Source organism: Dellaglioa sp. CoH-55-MRSF-6, assembly GCF_056782215.1.
This window is the reverse complement of sequence record NZ_JBXAYJ010000001.1, coordinates 48431-66364: the sequence shown is the minus strand read 5'-3', so window position 1 is coordinate 66364 and position 17934 is coordinate 48431. Positions and strand designations below refer to the sequence as shown.

Below are 17934 nucleotides of genomic sequence, written 5' to 3'. Positions count from 1 at the left end.
ATATCTAGGGAAGACTATGCAAATAGTCTTCCCTTTTTTTGTACTATCAGCAAGATTTGTGCAGGTAAATGGGGAATGTGATAAAATAGATAACATCTAGGATTTACAGATGAGGAGATACTATGAAAAAGTTCCTTTCAAACGAGAAACTTCCCAGTTTTTTGAAGAATGAACGCTTAAGATGGATTGCGATTTTTATCGTAATTATGTCTTTATTTAGTGTTGTTCTGTCTTTTACAGTTAATTTATTTTTAGGACTTATATTGTTAATTATTGCGTTGGGTGCTACCAGCGCAAGTATGTATATTATGTCCCAAATTACGGCAAATACTAATGAATATATATCGGAATTATCATATCGTATTAAACGTAGTGAACAAGAAGCGCTTATCAAAATGCCAATTGGTATTTTGATTTTTAACGAACAAAATGAGATTGAGTGGGTTAATCCATACTTACAACCTTATTTTGAAAAAAATGATATTTTAGGTAAGAAAATAGAGAGCGTCGATGAATCGTTATCGACGATTATTACAGATAACGCTGAGACTAAAGGCTTGGTGAAAGTAACATGGCATGAAAAAGATTTTGAAATGATCATACAAAATGATATTCATGTTGCTTACCTGATGGATATTACGCGTTATTCATCAATTGAAAAAGAATTTGAAGCAGAGCGCGTTGTTATCGGTCAAGTGTTCTTAGATAATTATGATGAAGTAACGCAATCTATGTCAGATAAGAATGTTTCTAATTTAAGTAACTTTGTCACAAATGAGTTATCTAATTGGGCGCGTCGTTATGGGATGTATTTAAAAAGAACGGATTCAGATCGATTTTTTATTTTAGTTCATGCCCATTCTTTACAACAAATTGAAGAAGAAAAATTTAAAATTTTAGATCGAATTCGCGATCGGACATCCAAACAAAACTTTCCGCTCACATTGAGCATGGGAATTGCCTATGGCGATGGCGATTTGAATTCACTTGCAAAATTAGCTCAAAGCAATTTAGATCTTGCTTTAGGTCGAGGTGGGGATCAAGTTGTCGTTAAATCACCTGAAGAGCAAGCAAGATTTTATGGTGGTAAAACTAATCCGATGGAAAAACGGACTCGGGTTCGTGCTAGAATGATTTCTCAAGCGTTACAAGAAATAATGAAACCAATGGACCAAGTCTTCGTTATGGGACATCAGAGCCCAGATATGGACTCTGTAGGAGCTTGTTTGGGCATTAGACGAATCGCTTTGATGAATAATATGAAATGTTGGATTGTTTTAGATCAAACCGCTATTCATTCAGATGTACAACGATTGATGGAAGAGTTAGATCAATATCCTGATATCAAATATAATATTATTACACCTGAAGAAGCAGTAGAAAAAGCAACAGAACAGAGTTTACTGGTGATGGTTGATCATTCTAAACCCTCTATTTCTGGTAGTCCTGAATTGTATGAAAAACTTAAAAATCGTCTGATGGTTATTGATCATCATCGTCGTGGAGAAGAATTCCCTGAAAATCCAATGTTAGTTTATATTGAACCTTATGCATCATCAACCTGTGAACTGATTACTGAAATGTTTGAATATCAATCAAAAGATAGTGAACCAATTAATAAAATTGAAGCAACTGCGATGTTAACGGGAATTATTATTGATACGAAGTCGTTTTCATTAAGGACGGGTACACGAACATTTGATGCAGCCAGTTATTTAAGGTCCGTTGGGGCTGATTCAACAATGGTTCAAAACTTTATGAAAGAAAATGTTGATAGTTACTTGAAGCGTAATCATTTAATTGATAAAGTAGAGTTCATTAATACTGATTTAGCATTATGTGTGGGTGAAGATGATACGATTTATGACCCAGTTACAGCAGCACAGGCAGCAGATTCATTATTATCTATTTCAAGTGTATCAGCGTCATTTGTTGTCACAAAACGATCAGAAAATCGTGTTAGTATCTCTGCTAGAAGTACAGGGACGACTAATGTTCAAGTTGTTATGGAACAAATGGGCGGCGGCGGTCACTTATCAAATGCTGCGACTCAGTTAACTGGTGTGAGTGTAAGTGAAGCTGCAGAACAATTAGTTAATATTTTAACGACAAAAAAAGATGAAATTAAGGAGTAGTTGATTATGAAAGTTATATTTTTAGAAGATGTTCGCGGAAAAGGTAAACGTGGAGAAATTAAAGAAGTACCAAGCGGCTATGCTCAAAATTTTTTAATTAAAAATGGTAAAGCAAAATTAGCTACAAATTCAGCAATGAGTTCTTTAAAGGGACAACAAAAAGCTGAAGAAAAAAAAGCTGAAGAAATTTTAAAAGAAGCTAAAGATGAAAAAATCGTTTTAGAAGATGATAAGACAGTTGTTGAATTAACAGCTAAAGCGGGCGAAGATGGCCGTTTATTTGGCTCAATTCCTAGCAAGCAAATTGTACAAGCTATGGAAAAACAATACGGAATTAAAATCGACAAACGTAAAGTTGAACTACCAGAACCAATTCGTGCCTTAGGATTCACGAATGTACCTGTTAAGTTACATGTTGATGTAACAGCAATGATTCGTGTTCATGTTTCGGCTAATAACTAAAGTAGTATTTATTTGAAAAGCTGGCAAAATTTGATTTTGTCCAGCTTTTTTCTTGATTTTAGAAGTAAGGAGAACACGATAAAATGAATAATGAACTATTAACAGACCAAACGCCACCACAGAATATTGAAGCGGAACAAGCCGTTTTGGGCGCTGTCTTTTTAAAGAGTGATGCTCTTGTTGAGGCAATGGAATACTTGGAGCCCGAAGACTTCTATCAACGTCGCCATCAATTGATATTTGCGGCTATGGTGGATCTGAATGATAAAGATGAAGCTATTGATATTGTTACGATTCAAGATAATTTAACTTCTAAAAATCAAATGGATGATATTGGCGGTGTTAGCTATATTGTTGAATTAGCTGGCTCTGTACCAACGGCTGCGAACGTTCAGTATTATGCTAAAATTGTTGAAGAAAAATCAATGATTCGACGCTTAATTGCGACAGCGACATCTATTGCAACTAAGGGTTTATCACAAGATGATGATGTTGCAACGCTTTTAGATAATGCTGAACGTGAAATTATGAGCGTATCTGAAAAAAGAAATAGTAGTGGTTTTCAAGCTATCGCTGATGTATTAAAAAGTACATTTACAAATATTGAAAAGTTAGCTAAAGAAGGCGATACAATTACTGGATTGTCGACAGGTTATCCAGAGTTGGATAAAATGACTGCCGGGTTACATCCAGATGAGTTAATCATTTTAGCTGCTCGTCCGGCTGTTGGTAAAACAGCTTTTGCGTTGAATATTGCTCAAAACGTAGCAACTAAAACTGATGAAACTGTCGCTATTTTTAGTTTAGAAATGTCAGCAGAATCATTAGTTAGTCGTATGTTATGTGCTGAAGGTAGTATTAATGCGAATCACTTACGAACGGGACAATTAGACGAATCAGAATGGTCAAATTTGATTGTGGCAATGAATTCATTATCAAAGGCTAATATCTTTATTGATGACACTGCTGGGTCAAAGATGGCTGAAATTCGGGCAAAATGCCGTCGATTAGCGAAGGAAAAAGGTGGACTAGGGTTAATCGTTGTTGATTATTTACAGTTGATTGAAGGTTCAGGACGCGAAAGTCGACAACAAGAAGTCTCAGAAATTTCTCGTCAAATGAAGAAATTAGCGAAAGAATTAAGTGTTCCAGTTATTGCATTGTCTCAATTATCCCGTGGTGTTGAACAACGCCAAGATAAACGACCAGTGTTATCAGATATTCGTGAATCTGGTTCTATTGAACAAGATGCAGATATTGTTGCATTTTTGTATCGAGATGATTATTATGAACGCGATACTGATGAAGATGAAGACGGGAATCTACCTGATCCAAGGGATGAAGATGACCAAAATGTTGGTGAAGTTGAAGTTATTATTGAAAAAAACCGTGGTGGCGAACGAGGTACAGTTAAATTATTATTTGTTAAATCATATAATAAATTCTCGTCACTTGCCTATAGACCAGAAGGCTAGAAAATATTCCTTAGTGGGATATTTTTTTTGAATAAAAAGAGAAACGTTCGTTATATAGTTGATAAATGTTTATATAAAATACAAACGTTCGTATTTTAGTTGTATTTGAACTGCTTTATTGCTATAATATTCTAGGATTGTATTTATGAATTTAAAATATAAATTATGAGGTGGATGAAAATATGTCATCAGTAGTTGTAGTAGGTAGCCAATGGGGCGATGAAGGAAAAGGTAAAATTACAGATTTCTTAAGTCAAAATGCCGATGTTATTGCACGGTATCAAGGTGGCGATAACGCCGGACACACAATTGTATTTGAAGGCAACACTTACAAATTACATTTGATTCCATCAGGTATTTTCTTTCAAGATAAATTAAGTATCATTGGTAATGGGGTTGTTGTGAATCCTAAAGCTTTATGTGAAGAACTTGATTATCTACAAAAACTCGGCGTTAAAGGAGATAATTTACGTATTTCTGACCGCGCTCATGTTATTTTGCCATACCATATTCTACTTGATGGCTTACAAGAAGCTGCTAAAAAAGAAGATAAGATTGGGACGACTAATAAAGGTATTGGACCAGCTTATATGGATAAAGCTGCTAGAATTGGTATTAGAATTGCTGATTTAATGGAAAAAGAAACTTTCTCAGCAAAATTAAAAAATAATTTAGAACAAAAAAATCGTGAATTTACAAAATTATATGATCATGAACCACTTGAATTTGATGATATTTTTGAAGAATATTTTGCCTATGGCCAACGTTTGAAACGATACGTAATGGACACGTCAGTTATTATTAATGATGCACTAGATTCTGGTAAGAAAGTCTTATTTGAAGGTGCACAAGGTGTTATGTTAGATATTGATCATGGAACGTACCCATTTGTAACTTCTTCAAATCCAATTGCAGGTGGCGCAACAGTCGGTGTTGGTGTTGGACCTGCTCAAATAAATACAGTTGTTGGTGTCTGCAAAGCCTATACATCACGTGTAGGGGATGGTCCTTTTCCAACTGAACTATTAGATGAAATCGGTGATACTATCCGTGAAGTTGGACATGAATATGGTGTAACAACAAAACGTCCACGTCGTATTGGCTGGTTTGATAGTGTTGTTATGAATCATTCCAAACGTGTTTCAGGATTGACTAACTTATGTTTAAACAGTATTGATGTTTTAACTGGATTAAAAGAAGTTAAAATTTGTACAGCATACGAATTAAATGGTGAAATTATTCATCGTTATCCAGCTAGTTTTAAAGAATTATCTCAATGTAAACCAGTATATGAAACATTACCTGGTTGGACTGAAGATATTACTCAAATGAAAACTCTTGCAGAATTACCTGAAAATGCTAGAAATTATATTAGACGTATTGAAGAAATCGTTGATGTTAAAATTTCAACATTCTCAGTTGGACCCGATCGTGATCAAACAAATGTTTTAGATGATGTTTGGGCATAAATAAGTAATAGGTTGATAGTAATGTGAGAAAAGTCAAAGTTAATACTTTGATTTTTTTTTATTTAATCAATAACTAAGTAGATAAATAACCTTAATTAATTAGAGCTTAAAAATTTATATAACTTATATATTTGATAAGTCGAATATGTTGCATACGCTTTCTTTGGATGTTACTATCGGTATGTAGACAAATATATTATGAGGAGGAAACATGATGACAAATGAAGATAGATTAGATGCAAAGAAAGATCAAATTAAGGGTAAAGTAACAGAAACTAAAGGTAAATTGACAGGAGACAAGCAAGAAGAAGTTAAAGGTAAAGCGGAAGGTTTCCTTGGTAAAGCGAAAGATAAATTAGAAGATGTCAAAGATGATGTTGCAGAAAAAATAGATGAAGTTATGGACAAACGTAAAAAGAAATAGTAATTTCATTGGGTTCTCGCACTGCTTACAATAAGCAGTGCGAGTTTTTTTTATTTCTTTTTATTAGCCGAAGTTAGATAAATAATAGGCTTATCTTGTGAGTATAGTACCTATCAGTTCATCTTATTCACTCAGATATTCATAGATCTTATTTTGTTTAACTTTATGTGATTAATTAAGCAACGAGGAAAACAAAGATAGTTATTTATCTTTATTTTTTGGTGTATATAAGTTTAAGTACCTGGGAAAGAGATTCATTAAGTTTCATAGATTGAGCGTAATAAAATCGTTTCATTTGCAAGCGATTTCAAATAATGGTATATTACATATAACGAATAGTTAATATAATAAATAACTATTTAATATAAACAAAGGAGGAACATATTATGATTTGGTCATTAATTGTAGGTGCTATTATTGGTGCTGTTGCAGGGGCGATTACTAATCGCGGTGAGTCGATGGGATGGATAAGTAACATCATCGCTGGACTAGTTGGGTCAGCTCTTGGTCAAAGTGTCCTTGGTCATTGGGGACCTAGCTTGGCAGGAATGGCAATTATCCCTTCTATCATTGGTGCGATAATTTTAGTTTTAATTGTTTCAGCTATATTTGGTATAAAAGCAAGGAAGTAAATCAAGTCAAGAGAGAGGTATGTTTATGAAGAAGAGTAAAAAAATTATTCTGAGTATAGTCAGCCTCGGATACTTGATTGGGCTTAGCTTGCTGATTTGGCCAGAAATAATTGAGAAAATAACTAAAATGCTTGAACATTTTAACGTTAGTACAAATTTTCAGAGTAACGATTTTATCTTCTATTATGGGATTGTGTTATTGCTATTAACAGTCTTCATATTTTTGTTAATACTTTTGTGGCCTGCGCAACTACCAGATATTCCTTTGAAGCAAACTAAAGAAGGAAGACTTGCTTTAAGTAACCAGGGTATTAGCCAATTTATCAAGACAAAGTTGTCTAGTGAAGACTTATCTAATATTAAAGTTACGTTGAAGAATACACGACGTCAGCGAAAGATCCATATTGTTGCAGATTCAGTTTACCAACAGTCTACAGTTGGACAATTACCTCGTATTACGAGTGAATTAACTGAGAATCTCAATGATCTATTAGCTGGATCTAGTCATATTCCTATCAAAGTAGATATTAAGGTAAGTAAAAAATCAAATTCAAAACGTAAAGTTACACGGGTAGTTTAAGAGGGAGTGTGCATAAATGAAAGATAAAATGTCAATTAATATTGGAGTTGGTAGTGCTCTAGGATTTATCATATCCTCGTTACTTGTAACTGTAGGATTTTGGAAGACGATTATCATTATGATTGTGACACTGTTAGCAGGATGGATTGGTTATCTATTTAAAGAATATGATATTGATCTGTCATTTATTTCAAAAATTTTCACGCGGAAAAATTGATTATTTTAAAAATCGAAAGGAGTCTTAATTATGACTACAGAAAAAACAAATACGCAGGGAACAAAGACTGAACCAAAGGGGACATTGACATTTGATGACAAGGTTATTCAAAAAATAGTCGGTTATGCAATTGAAAATGTATCTGGTCTCTTGGGTGTGGATGGTGGATTTGTCGCAAATATTAAAAATAAACTTGTAAATAGTGATAATCCAACAGATGGCATCGGCGTTGAGGTTGGCAAGGAACAAGTTGCGGTTGATTTAAATATTATTATGGCATATGGGCACAATGCACATGATATTTATAAACAGTTAACGGAAGTTATTAATAAACAAGTAAAGGAAACAACAGATTTAGCTTTAATTGAGTTGAATGTTGAAGTAGTAGACATTCAAACACCAAAAGAATTTGATGATTCACAAACAAGTTTACAAGATCGTGTATCTGATGCAGGTAGTACTATTAAAGAAAAAACAACAGATGGGGTAGATGCCGTTAAAAAAACGACCTCTCAGGTAGTAAATAAAGATGATGACCGGGTTAAATAGCGTTGAACAAATAATAAGATTTAAATCTAGTTAAGAGAAATCCGATAGGGTTTCTCTTTTTTTGTTTCACGTGAAACATCAATAAGTAAATGAGAACACAAAAAAAGCACCTAGCCGCAGCTAGATGCTTCAACATATCTTGCGATATGTTGGGTTTGGCACCCATGGGTGGTTAGGGGCTCGAACCCTAGACCCACGGATTAAGAGTCCGTTGCTCTACCAACTGAGCTAACCACCCAAACCATTAATAATAATTCATCAACGTTAAATATATTATCATATATACTAATAAAAGACAATAACTTTTCGAAAAAGGATTTGGGTAAATTTAATCACTGTGTTTGGCAATGATGATTGAATAGGCTATAATAATGGAGGGTTAAGAAGTTGTATCTAGATTTAATTTTACAGCTTCCTATAAGGAGGATCCACATATGAAAAAAATATTAGTTGTCGACGATGAAAAACCAATTTCTGATATCGTTAAATTTAATTTAACTAAAGAAGGATACGACGTTTATACAGCTTACGATGGTGAAGAAGCCTTAGAAAAAGTTAAAGAAGTTGAACCGGATTTAATTTTATTAGATTTAATGTTACCAAAAGTGGATGGTTTAGAAGTTGCTCGTCAAGTTAGAAAAACTTACGATATGCCAATCATTATGGTTACAGCTAAAGATGGAGAAATCGATAAGGTCTTAGGTCTAGAATTAGGTGCAGATGATTATGTAACAAAACCTTTCTCTAACCGTGAACTAGTGGCCAGAGTTAAAGCTAATTTAAGAAGACAAAAAACAATTGAGAGTGTTCAAACAGAAGAACAACCACAAAATAGTGAAATACAAGTTGGACAATTAACCATTCATCCTGAAGCATATATGGTTTCAAAATATGATGAAAAAATTGAATTAACACATCGTGAATTTGAATTATTACATTATTTAGCACAACATCTAGGACAAGTTATGACTAGAGAACATTTACTACAGACGGTATGGGGTTATGATTACTTCGGTGATGTCAGAACGGTTGATGTTACAATGCGTCGTTTAAGAGAAAAAGTTGAAGATAATCCAAGCCATCCAGAGTGGTTGGTAACACGTCGTGGTGTTGGATACTATATGAAAAATCCAGATTTAGAATAGAGTAGGGGAATAACGATGAAAATGAATCAAAAAATTCGTTTTTTTAAATCTATTCAATTTAAAATAGCCCTCATTTTTGCGTTATTAATTTTAATAACGTTGGAAATTGTCGGGGCTTATTTTGTTAGGCAATTAGAACAGCAAAACTTAGATACCTTTAAGCAACAAGTCCAGTTACCTATATATGTTACTAATTCGATTACGAAGGATTTAGCAAAAACAGATACAGCTGCTGGTGATAGAGATATCAAAAAAATATTGGAAGATGTTAGTAATTCAAGTATCACAGAAATTCGAGTGATTGATAGTAAGGGCACAATTCGCGGGAGTAGTGATTTTAATAATCAAACTGTTGTGGGACAAAAAACGACAGATGCAACAATTAAGCAAGTGTTATATACACCTAAAACATTTGAAAAGAAGATTTATGATGAATCTAGCGATAAGCGCTACTATGTTTCAATTGTGCCACTAGTTAGTACAGCAGGAAATGTAACAACGACAGTTGGGGTTACATACGTTAAGGCCAATCTGGAAAGCTTATACTCAAATATTAACGATATCACGGTTATTTTCGTGACCGCGTCATTTTTTGCAGCTGTTTTAGTCCTTTTGATAACGATAGTTATTTCCCGGGCAATAACTCGTCCGATTGATGAGATGAAAAAGCAAACGATTCGAATTTCTCGCGGAGATTACTCCGGAAAAGTTCGTGTCTATTCTAATGATGAACTAGGACAATTAGCAGATGCGGTTAATAACTTATCTGTTCGTGTTGAAGAGGCACAAGAATCATCTGAAGCTGAACGTCGTCGTTTAGATAGTGTTCTATCGCACATGACAGATGGTGTAATTGCGACGGATCGTCGCGGAAATATTATCATTATGAATGAAGCGGCCTCTACCTTATTAGATCAAAATGAAAATGACTCAATAGGAGTATCAATTTTGGATATTCTTGATTTACGTAGTCAGTATACTTTACGTGATTTGTTAGAAAATCAAGATGAAATTATGATTGATTTATCTGATGTAGAACATGAACAAATTTTGAATGCTTATTTTTCATTAATACAAAGAGAATCTGGCTTTATTAGTGGTCTTGTCTGTGTACTTCATGATGTCACAGAACAACAAAAGATAGAACGTGAACGTGAAAGCTTTGTTTCTAATGTTTCTCATGAATTAAGAACGCCTTTGACGAGTATGAAGAGTTATATTGAGGCATTAAACGATGGTGCATGGAAAGATCCAGAAGTTGCACCAGGTTTCTTGAAAGTTACACAGAATGAAACAGAACGTATGATGCGTATGATTAATGACTTACTAAATTTGTCACGAATGGATTCAGGAACATCTAAGTTAGAACTTGAATTAGTTAACTTGAATGAACTGTATAGTTATGTTCTGGATAGATTCGATATGATGATTAATGCTGACGATGGGTCAGGCAAAAAGTATTCGATTAAACGTGATTTTACTAAACGTGATTTATGGGTTGAATTAGATACTGATAAAATTGTGCAAGTCATTGATAATATTATGAATAATGCCATTAAATATTCACCTGATGGTGGAGAAATAACTTGTCGTTTATTGGAGACACATAAGCACGTTATTTTGAGTATCTCTGATGAGGGCCTTGGTGTACCTAAAAAAGATTTAGCGCATATTTTTGATCGCTTTTTCCGTGTGGATAAAGCTAGATCGAGAGCTCAAGGTGGAACTGGATTAGGCCTAGCTATCTCAAAAGAGGTTGTCGAAATGCATAAAGGTAAAATTTGGTTAGATAGCTCGGAAGGCAAGGGTTCAACATTCTATATTTCATTGCCTTATGAATCATATGAGGAGGACCTGTGGGATGAAATTGAATAGATTTATTTTACCAACACTATTATTTTTATTAATTATGACAAGTATCGGTTTATCATGGGTCATTTGGACAAATCCGACATGGAATGGTAAAAGTGAATCGACGAAAGCTACAAATTCAACGCAGACAGAGTTAACAAAGAGTACTAAATTGAGCGAAGTATATGCACCAACGTCTGTTATTTATAATGATAATCAGCAACAAAATGTTTTATATAGTGAAAAAATTAATATCATTTCAAATATTCAAAAAAAGATACGTACTTGGAAAGAAACGTCTATATCAGAAGTTCCGATTAAAAATAAAAATGATTATTTAACGTTTTTAAATGCAAAAAATCAATTGGTTCTTAGTTACTCAGATGAAATTACGGTTGGGTTATTTAATCAAGTATTTAATCAGCAAAATCAAAATTATAAAACACGACTTATTAACCGTGTTCTTATTCCGCGTGATAATAAGAAAAGTATTTATCTGTTGAGTGACAAGGATAAAAAAATTTATGAGATTTCGTTAAATGATGCCTATAATAAAGGTAAAACAATTGATGATGTTGTACAAAATGAAACGTTATCGAAATTATCAGTTACATTTAAACTGCATAATAATGATATTTTTATGTATTATAATCAAGATTTTAATATAGCTCGTTTTAGGTATTTAGTGGATAAGCAAACGGCTAGTAAGTATGTTGCTAATCTATTAGGACAAAAAGATGGTTCATCGGTCAACGTTAAAGAAAGTAAAAAGACAATAACTTACTATGATGGTTCTGATCGACAATTAACGGTTCAAAATACGACAAATTTGGTTTCATATGAAGATGATGAAAATTCAGATGCGAAACAAAAAACGAGTCGTGGTAATGCTTTAACTGAAAGTTATACGAGTATTAAAAATACAGGTATCGGATTAGATAATATTCACTTCTACCAATTTAATGGTAAGTCTATGACAACAACATTCAGAAGTTATATTGAAGGATTTCCGATTTTTAATCAAACCAAACACGGTGTGATTGAAGTTGAGCGACTAGATAATGGTGGAAATAAAATTGATTTTTCATTATTGACGTTACAAATTGCTGTTCCATCTGGAAAAGCAGATGTTACGTTACCAAGTACAGAAGAAGTGTTAAGTAGCTTGGTTACGGCAGGGTATAAAGATGCGGATATTTCAGATATTCAATTAGGTTATCGTTGGGTATCAAGTTCTGATTCAGATTTGGTAGTCAACCTAGAACCCACTTGGTATATCCGATATCAAGATAAATGGAAAAGTTATACTGAATTACTACAAACAGATTAGGGAGGTGAATTAATTGGATTTTAGACGAATTCAAATTATTTTTATTATTGTTTTTCTTGGTTTAAATATCTTTTTATTCACCTCATTACGACAAAATCAACAAATTGAAATTTCGAGTCGATCATCACCTGGGACAACAAAAACCGGTACAACGCTTAAAGAGATGCGAGAAGATGACATTAAATACGGCAGTATCTCAAATAAAAAAGAGACTGGTGTATATATGTCTAATAAAGCATCTGATGTATTAAAGAATGATGCTAAACAGCTGCAATCCCAAGTTACAACATATAAAGACAATAAATTATCTAGTATTTTTGGGACACCAATTAATATCACAGATAGTGAAAGTCCAAATAAAACAATTGATAAGACAATTATGAGTGATAATACTTTAATTCTACATGGAGATAATTATCGCTATAACAGTAGTCTTTCAACAGAGACAAGTGTCGTGTATTCGCAGGTTGTTTACGATAAAATGGTTTACTCAAATGTTGGACTAATTAAATTTACAATTCAAAATAATAAAATTAGTGGCTATTCACAAACGTATATGGCAAATACAGAAAAATTACGTGAAAATGAGTCAATTATTAGTCAACAACAAGCAATACTGATATTGTATCAATATAATCAATTTGCAAGTAAAAGTAAGGTTAAATGGTCTAAGTTAGGATATGCTGAGTTGCTCAGTTTGGATAAAAAATATAGCGTCTATATTCCAGTTTGGATAGTAGCTGTTAAGAATCCAAGTAATGGTGTGACACAATACAAGCAAGTTAATTCATTTTCAGGAGCGATTATGAAGGATAGCACTGATATTTTAAATTAAATGAAGATTAAAAGGATAGAGGCGCAGGCAAGTAATGGATGAAGGAACAGACGATATGAAGATTAGTGTTCTTGCAAGCGGTAGTGCGGGAAATGTCACGTATATTGAAACGCCTAAGCACAAGGTCCTTGTAGATGCTGGTTTAAGTGGTAAAAAAATTGCGAGCCTAATGACAGATATTGGTCGAGATATTAACGATGTCGACACGTTATTTGTAACACATGAACATACGGATCATGCAAAGGCTGCTGGTATTTTAGCCCGTAAGTATGACATGAACGTTTATGCAAATGAATTAACATGGGAAGCCATGGCTCATACGATTGGTAAAATTCCCGTTGAGAAGAAGCAAATTTTTGAGATGGGGAAAGTAATTACATTCGACGACTTAGATGTTGAGAGTTTTGGTGTCTCTCATGATGCAGCGGCACCGCAATTCTACCAATTTCATCATAACAATAAGTCATTTGTTATTTTAACGGATACAGGTTATGTCTCAGAGAACGTTCAAGGGACAATTTCCGATGCAGATGCTTACTTGTTTGAGTGTAACCATGATATTGAAATGTTACGGATGGGCGGCTATCCATGGTCATTAAAACAGCGCATTTTAGGTGATAAAGGTCATTTATCAAATGAGGATGGTGCTGATGCACTTATGAATGTTATGGGTAATCGGACAAAACGAATTTTTTTAGGCCATCTTAGTAAGGATAATAATATGAAAGAATTAGCCCATCTAACGGTTGAATCAACGATGAAAGAACATGATTTAGCAGTTGGTGGTGATTTTAACATTTTCGATACAGATCCGGAAAATGCTACAAAGCTGGTTGTTTTATAAGAACAATTTTTTCAAAATTTATTCATAAATAGTTCACAATTAACCGTTATTCTTAAAAGAGTAAAAGATTACGTTTAAGGGGGCAGCGACAAATGTGTCGCGTATATAAAAATGTCAAATGAAAATAGAACAGGCTTAGGTAAAACAGTTGTTACAGCGCTTATTGCAGGATTAGTTGGTGGCGGAATTGCATTTGGTGGATATACATTTTACCAAAATAATGATAGTGATAATGGCGCAGTTACAACATCCTCAAATAAATCAGGTACAACTAAAGTAACAAATGTAAGTGTTAAATCAAGTAATGAATCATCAAAAGCATTTGCTAAAGTTAAAAATGCGGTTGTTTCAGTTATTTCATATACAAAGTCAAGTGGTTCAAGTAACAGCTTAACGGATATGTTTGGTGCAGCAGGCGATTCCTCTGCGACAACAGAAACAGCATCAAGTGAAGGTTCTGGTGTCATTTATAAAAAATCAGATGGTAGTGCTTATGTCGTAACTAATAATCATGTTATCTCTGGTGCAAGTAAAGTTGAAGTTTTATTGAGTAATGGTAAAAAATTAAGTGCCAAAATTGTTGGTAAAGATTCAATTACTGATTTAGCTGTTTTAAAAATATCAGCTAAAGATGTGACTCAAATCGCCACATTTGGTGATTCTGATAGTATCACTGTTGGTGAAACAGCATTGGCTATCGGTTCTCCACTTGGATCTGATTATGCGACATCATTAACGCAAGGAATCATATCAGCTAAGAAACGTACGATTGATGTTACCAATGATTCGGGTGTTAAAACGGGCCAAGCAACAGTTATTCAAACTGACGCTGCCATTAATCCTGGAAACTCAGGTGGGGCTTTAATTAATACTTCTGGCCAAGTTATCGGTATTAATTCGATGAAACTAGCAAGTACAGCAACAGGCTCTACTAGTTCTAGTTCATCATCAACTTCTGTCGAAGGAATGGGATTTGCTATTCCAAGTAATGAGGTTGTATCAATCATTAATCAATTAGTTGATAATGGAAAAGTTAAACGTCCTGCAATTGGTATTTCATTAATCGATTTAGATTACGTCTCAGCAAGTGATCAAAAGAGTGTCTTAAAATTACCAAAAAGTGTTTCTTCAGGGATTGTTGCTGTTAAAATAAATAGTGATTCACCTGCTAAAAATGCTGGTATAGGTAAATATGATGTTATCGTTAAGCTAGGTGATAAGAAAGTTACTGATATCTCAAGCTTACGAGAAGTTTTATATGAACATAAAATTGGTGATACAGTGGCTGTTGAATTCTATCATGATGGTAAGTTGAAACAGGCTAATATCAAATTAACCTTAGAAGCAACAGATGCAAATACAGGAACAAGCTCAACAAGTAAATCAGCATCATCAGCTCAATAAACAAATATGAAATAATCGTAAATAACTTAATTTACGATTATTTTTTTATTTTAAATAGATATTGTGTATAACTAAGTGGATAGATATTAAGGTGGGTGTGAGTAACAGAGGGAAAGGGCAGTATGAAGGGACTTTCTAAACAAAATAGTTATGCACAATTAATTGAATGGCCTGTGACTAACTTTTATTTATTTGATATTTTAAAATAAAAAAAGACTGTTATACCAATGTGTAAAGCGTATAATTAAGGAATGATAAATAACGCAAAATCTGTGCATAACTAATATGGTGTTGACAAATGGGCAACAAATAAATGTAGTGACGAACACATATTCCCCGCAATATGTTGTGGTCCAAATTGTGGATATGTGCGTAACTTTGTGTATAACTTGTGAAAAAGGTGGAAATTATGAACATTAAGATTATTGGTGTAGGTAAATTAAAAGAAAAATATCTCAAACAAGGAATTGAAGAGTATGCAAAACGGTTAAGTAAGTTTTGTAAATTTGAAATTATTGAAGTAAATGATGAAAAGGCACCGGAAAAATTAAGTTCAGCAGAAATGATTGATGTTAAAGGTAAAGAGGGCGAACGTATCCTTAGTAAGATTAAAGAAAAAGAGTATGTTTATGCTTTAGCCATTTTAGGTAAGGAACGTACGTCGGAAGATTTTGCTAAAGAGATTGCTGATCTTGGAACTTATGGGCATTCAGACATAACCTTCGTTATTGGGGGGTCATTAGGACTAAGCGAGGACGTTTTAAGACGCGCCGACACACAAATCTCGTTTGGTAAATTTACCTTACCGCATCAATTAATGCGGATGATTTTGACTGAACAAGTTTACCGTGGATTTATGATTAATGCAGGGAGCCCCTATCATAAATAAGGACCTTTCAATACTTTAAGTAACGTAATTTTAGGATATCAGTAGATTTTCATATTTTCCCTTGACCTAGAGCTTGCTTAAAGGTGGATGATAAAAATAAGTAATTTTAAATTTAGTCGTATAAGAGGGAGAATTTATGAATAAAAAGAATTTAATCATCGTGACTATTGCATTGCTGTTATCTAACGCAATGGCAGGTCTTGATGGAACGATTATTAATACTGCATTACCATCAATCGTCAGTGATTTGCATGGTATCCAATATATGGGATGGATTGTTGCAGTTTTCTTGTTGGGGATGGCAGTTGCCACACCTCTTTGGAGTAAATTAGGCGAACGAATTGGTAACCGTGGTGCATATCAGTTAGCAACTTTTTTATTTGCAATCGGTGCGGTTTTTCAAGCAACATCAAGTAATATTGTCTTTTTCTTAGTTGCTAGAGTAGTTATGGGTATTGGTGCAGGTGGGATGAATACAATTCCGTTTATTATTTATGCTGATATTTATAAAAATATTAAGAAACGCTCACAAGTTATTGGTTATGCAACAGCTAGTTACAGTATTGCATCAATTATTGGACCTTTAGTTGGTGGCTGGATCGTTGATACGTTTAGTTGGCATTGGGTCTTCTATATCAATGTACCAATAGCATTAATATCAATTATTTCAATCCAATTTTTCTTCAAAGAAGAAGTTAAAAAACGTCAAAAGGGGAATATCGATTACTTGGGTGCTGGAATGATGATTGTCAGCTTAGTGACCTTATTAACAGGTATTCAAATGATTGGTGTTGGGTCAATTAATTTAGTCGTTGGGTTAATTATTGCTGGAATTATCTTACTCGGTATTTTGTATAGAGTTGAGGATAGGGCCGTTGATCCGATTATTCCCAATCGATTATTTAAAAATAAGAAACTGATTGTTGATTTTATCATATTTGCCTTTTTATGGGGAGCATTTATCTCATTTAACATCTATATTCCAATGTGGGCACAAGGAATACTTGGAATGAGTGCATTGATTGGTGGGGCAACACAAATTCCTGGTGCAATGACTAATTTATTTGGTTCGTTGTCCGGTCCATCAATGATTCCTCGATTGGGGAAATACCGGATTATTACAATCGGAACCATTAGCTTTATTATTTCGTTTGCTGGGATGTTAGTTGTAGGTGTGACAGTCCCATTCTGGTATTTATTACTAATGGGTGCTTTTGAAGGGTTCGGTTTAGGAATGTGTTTTAATGTCCTACAACTGAGTGTTCAAGAGGATGCGGAGGGTCGAGATGTCCCAATCGCAACTTCATTTGCCTACTTATTACGTATTTTAAGCCAAACATTTATGTCATCAATTTATGGGGTTATCCTTAACAGTGCGTTGTTAAAAGGAGTTAATCAGTCTCATGGTAAAATTACGATGGAGATGTTAAACAAGCTAAGTGATTCGAAGCGTGTTTCAAGTCTTCCTGAAAAATTATTACCAGCAATGCGACAGATTATGTATGAAGGGTTGCATAATATTATGGTAATCGCGACAATATTATTGATTATCGTTTTACTATTTAATTTATGGATTCAGGCTCAATCTAGAAAACAACTAAGTTAAAAAATAGAATCTCTGAGAGAATGTACTATGTACTAAGTCGTATCGAGTTGACTGATGAAATTATATAAAATTTAATGGGGTATATTG

Annotated in this window: 17 protein-coding genes and 1 tRNA gene; 17 read left to right on the top strand and 1 reads right to left on the bottom strand. The window is 33.8% G+C overall.

Annotation, left to right across the window (positions count from 1 at the left end; translation table 11 throughout):
- The first annotated feature begins 122 nt into the window (after positions 1 to 122).
- The 9 genes from AC1RPK_RS00315 to AC1RPK_RS00275 all read left to right on the top strand — a co-directional run bounded on the left by AC1RPK_RS00315 (position 123) and on the right by AC1RPK_RS00275 (position 7943).
- Positions 123 to 2135: a DHH family phosphoesterase gene (locus AC1RPK_RS00315; protein WP_481761087.1), complete on the top strand. Its 2013-nt coding sequence runs from the start codon at positions 123 to 125 to the stop codon at positions 2133 to 2135.
- A gap of 6 nt (positions 2136 to 2141) precedes the next feature.
- On the top strand, positions 2142 to 2597 hold the full coding sequence (gene rplI / locus AC1RPK_RS00310; RefSeq protein WP_481761088.1) for a 50S ribosomal protein L9: 456 nt from the start codon (positions 2142 to 2144) through the stop codon (positions 2595 to 2597).
- Positions 2598 to 2680: 83 nt separating this feature from the next.
- Positions 2681 to 4072 carry a replicative DNA helicase gene (gene dnaB, locus AC1RPK_RS00305; protein ID WP_481761089.1) on the top strand — a complete coding sequence of 464 codons (1392 nt, stop codon included), beginning with the start codon at positions 2681 to 2683 and terminating at the stop codon, positions 4070 to 4072.
- 182 nt (positions 4073 to 4254) lie between these two features.
- The gene (locus tag AC1RPK_RS00300) at positions 4255 to 5541 is read left to right on the top strand and encodes an adenylosuccinate synthase (protein ID WP_481761090.1); all 1287 of its coding nucleotides are present in this window, start codon (positions 4255 to 4257) and stop codon (positions 5539 to 5541) included.
- Positions 5542 to 5755: 214 nt separating this feature from the next.
- Complete coding sequence (locus AC1RPK_RS00295; protein WP_409022828.1) at positions 5756 to 5965, top strand: CsbD family protein; 210 nt, start codon at positions 5756 to 5758, stop codon at positions 5963 to 5965.
- Between the two features lie 386 nt (positions 5966 to 6351).
- Positions 6352 to 6597, top strand: a complete 246-nt coding sequence (locus tag AC1RPK_RS00290; RefSeq protein WP_409021856.1) for a GlsB/YeaQ/YmgE family stress response membrane protein — start codon at positions 6352 to 6354, stop codon at positions 6595 to 6597.
- 25 nt (positions 6598 to 6622) lie between these two features.
- On the top strand, positions 6623 to 7177 hold the full coding sequence (amaP, locus tag AC1RPK_RS00285; RefSeq protein ID WP_481761091.1) for an alkaline shock response membrane anchor protein AmaP: 555 nt from the start codon (positions 6623 to 6625) through the stop codon (positions 7175 to 7177).
- Positions 7178 to 7193: 16 nt separating this feature from the next.
- A complete protein-coding gene (locus tag AC1RPK_RS00280) occupies positions 7194 to 7394 on the top strand; it encodes a DUF2273 domain-containing protein (RefSeq protein WP_409021858.1) in 201 nt (66 codons plus the stop codon).
- 30 nt (positions 7395 to 7424) lie between these two features.
- A complete protein-coding gene (locus tag AC1RPK_RS00275; protein ID WP_481761092.1) occupies positions 7425 to 7943 on the top strand; it encodes an Asp23/Gls24 family envelope stress response protein in 519 nt (172 codons plus the stop codon).
- A 165-nt stretch (positions 7944 to 8108) separates the two neighbouring features.
- Here the strand turns inward: AC1RPK_RS00275 and AC1RPK_RS00270 are convergent.
- Positions 8109 to 8181, bottom strand: a tRNA-Lys gene (locus tag AC1RPK_RS00270).
- A 196-nt stretch (positions 8182 to 8377) separates the two neighbouring features.
- Between AC1RPK_RS00270 and yycF the strand changes: the two genes are divergently transcribed.
- The 8 genes from yycF to AC1RPK_RS00230 all read left to right on the top strand — a co-directional run bounded on the left by yycF (position 8378) and on the right by AC1RPK_RS00230 (position 17847).
- Positions 8378 to 9088, top strand: coding sequence for a response regulator YycF (gene yycF / locus AC1RPK_RS00265; protein ID WP_409021860.1), 711 nt, complete (start codon positions 8378 to 8380; stop codon positions 9086 to 9088).
- Positions 9089 to 9109: 21 nt separating this feature from the next.
- Positions 9110 to 10963 carry a cell wall metabolism sensor histidine kinase WalK gene (gene walK, locus AC1RPK_RS00260; RefSeq protein WP_481761148.1) on the top strand — a complete coding sequence of 618 codons (1854 nt, stop codon included), beginning with the start codon at positions 9110 to 9112 and terminating at the stop codon, positions 10961 to 10963.
- Entirely contained in the window at positions 10950 to 12269 is a 1320-nt protein-coding gene (locus tag AC1RPK_RS00255) for a YycH family regulatory protein (protein ID WP_481761093.1), read from the top strand. Before walK ends, AC1RPK_RS00255 begins: the two co-directional genes overlap by 14 nt.
- A 13-nt stretch (positions 12270 to 12282) precedes the next feature.
- On the top strand, positions 12283 to 13104 hold the full coding sequence (locus tag AC1RPK_RS00250) for a two-component system regulatory protein YycI (RefSeq protein WP_481761094.1): 822 nt from the start codon (positions 12283 to 12285) through the stop codon (positions 13102 to 13104).
- 34 nt (positions 13105 to 13138) lie between these two features.
- Positions 13139 to 13948 carry an MBL fold metallo-hydrolase gene (locus AC1RPK_RS00245; RefSeq protein ID WP_481761095.1) on the top strand — a complete coding sequence of 270 codons (810 nt, stop codon included), beginning with the start codon at positions 13139 to 13141 and terminating at the stop codon, positions 13946 to 13948.
- A gap of 111 nt (positions 13949 to 14059) precedes the next feature.
- Positions 14060 to 15352 (top strand): S1C family serine protease, encoded by a 1293-nt coding sequence (locus tag AC1RPK_RS00240; protein ID WP_481761096.1) that lies wholly within the window; start codon positions 14060 to 14062, stop codon positions 15350 to 15352.
- 409 nt (positions 15353 to 15761) lie between these two features.
- Positions 15762 to 16241 (top strand): 23S rRNA (pseudouridine(1915)-N(3))-methyltransferase RlmH, encoded by a 480-nt coding sequence (gene rlmH, locus AC1RPK_RS00235; RefSeq protein WP_481761097.1) that lies wholly within the window; start codon positions 15762 to 15764, stop codon positions 16239 to 16241.
- 136 nt (positions 16242 to 16377) lie between these two features.
- The gene (locus AC1RPK_RS00230) at positions 16378 to 17847 is read left to right on the top strand and encodes an MFS transporter (RefSeq protein ID WP_409021866.1); all 1470 of its coding nucleotides are present in this window, start codon (positions 16378 to 16380) and stop codon (positions 17845 to 17847) included.
- Positions 17848 to 17934 lie beyond the last annotated feature (87 nt).

Bases quoted from the DNA above. Each gene is read 5' to 3' on its own strand.
- AC1RPK_RS00315 (WP_481761087.1), top strand. From the start codon at position 123: ATGAAAAAGTTCCTTTCAAACGAGAAACTTCCCAGTTTTTTGAAGAAT.
- rplI (WP_481761088.1), top strand. From the start codon at position 2,142: ATGAAAGTTATATTTTTAGAAGATGTTCGCGGAAAAGGTAAACGTGGA.
- dnaB (WP_481761089.1), top strand. From the start codon at position 2,681: ATGAATAATGAACTATTAACAGACCAAACGCCACCACAGAATATTGAA.
- AC1RPK_RS00300 (WP_481761090.1), top strand. From the start codon at position 4,255: ATGTCATCAGTAGTTGTAGTAGGTAGCCAATGGGGCGATGAAGGAAAA.
- AC1RPK_RS00295 (WP_409022828.1), top strand. From the start codon at position 5,756: ATGACAAATGAAGATAGATTAGATGCAAAGAAAGATCAAATTAAGGGT.
- AC1RPK_RS00290 (WP_409021856.1), top strand. From the start codon at position 6,352: ATGATTTGGTCATTAATTGTAGGTGCTATTATTGGTGCTGTTGCAGGG.
- amaP (WP_481761091.1), top strand. From the start codon at position 6,623: ATGAAGAAGAGTAAAAAAATTATTCTGAGTATAGTCAGCCTCGGATAC.
- AC1RPK_RS00280 (WP_409021858.1), top strand. From the start codon at position 7,194: ATGAAAGATAAAATGTCAATTAATATTGGAGTTGGTAGTGCTCTAGGA.
- AC1RPK_RS00275 (WP_481761092.1), top strand. From the start codon at position 7,425: ATGACTACAGAAAAAACAAATACGCAGGGAACAAAGACTGAACCAAAG.
- yycF (WP_409021860.1), top strand. From the start codon at position 8,378: ATGAAAAAAATATTAGTTGTCGACGATGAAAAACCAATTTCTGATATC.
- walK (WP_481761148.1), top strand. From the start codon at position 9,110: ATGAATCAAAAAATTCGTTTTTTTAAATCTATTCAATTTAAAATAGCC.
- AC1RPK_RS00255 (WP_481761093.1), top strand. From the start codon at position 10,950: ATGAAATTGAATAGATTTATTTTACCAACACTATTATTTTTATTAATT.
- AC1RPK_RS00245 (WP_481761095.1), top strand. From the start codon at position 13,139: ATGGATGAAGGAACAGACGATATGAAGATTAGTGTTCTTGCAAGCGGT.
- AC1RPK_RS00240 (WP_481761096.1), top strand. From the start codon at position 14,060: ATGTCAAATGAAAATAGAACAGGCTTAGGTAAAACAGTTGTTACAGCG.
- rlmH (WP_481761097.1), top strand. From the start codon at position 15,762: ATGAACATTAAGATTATTGGTGTAGGTAAATTAAAAGAAAAATATCTC.
- AC1RPK_RS00230 (WP_409021866.1), top strand. From the start codon at position 16,378: ATGAATAAAAAGAATTTAATCATCGTGACTATTGCATTGCTGTTATCT.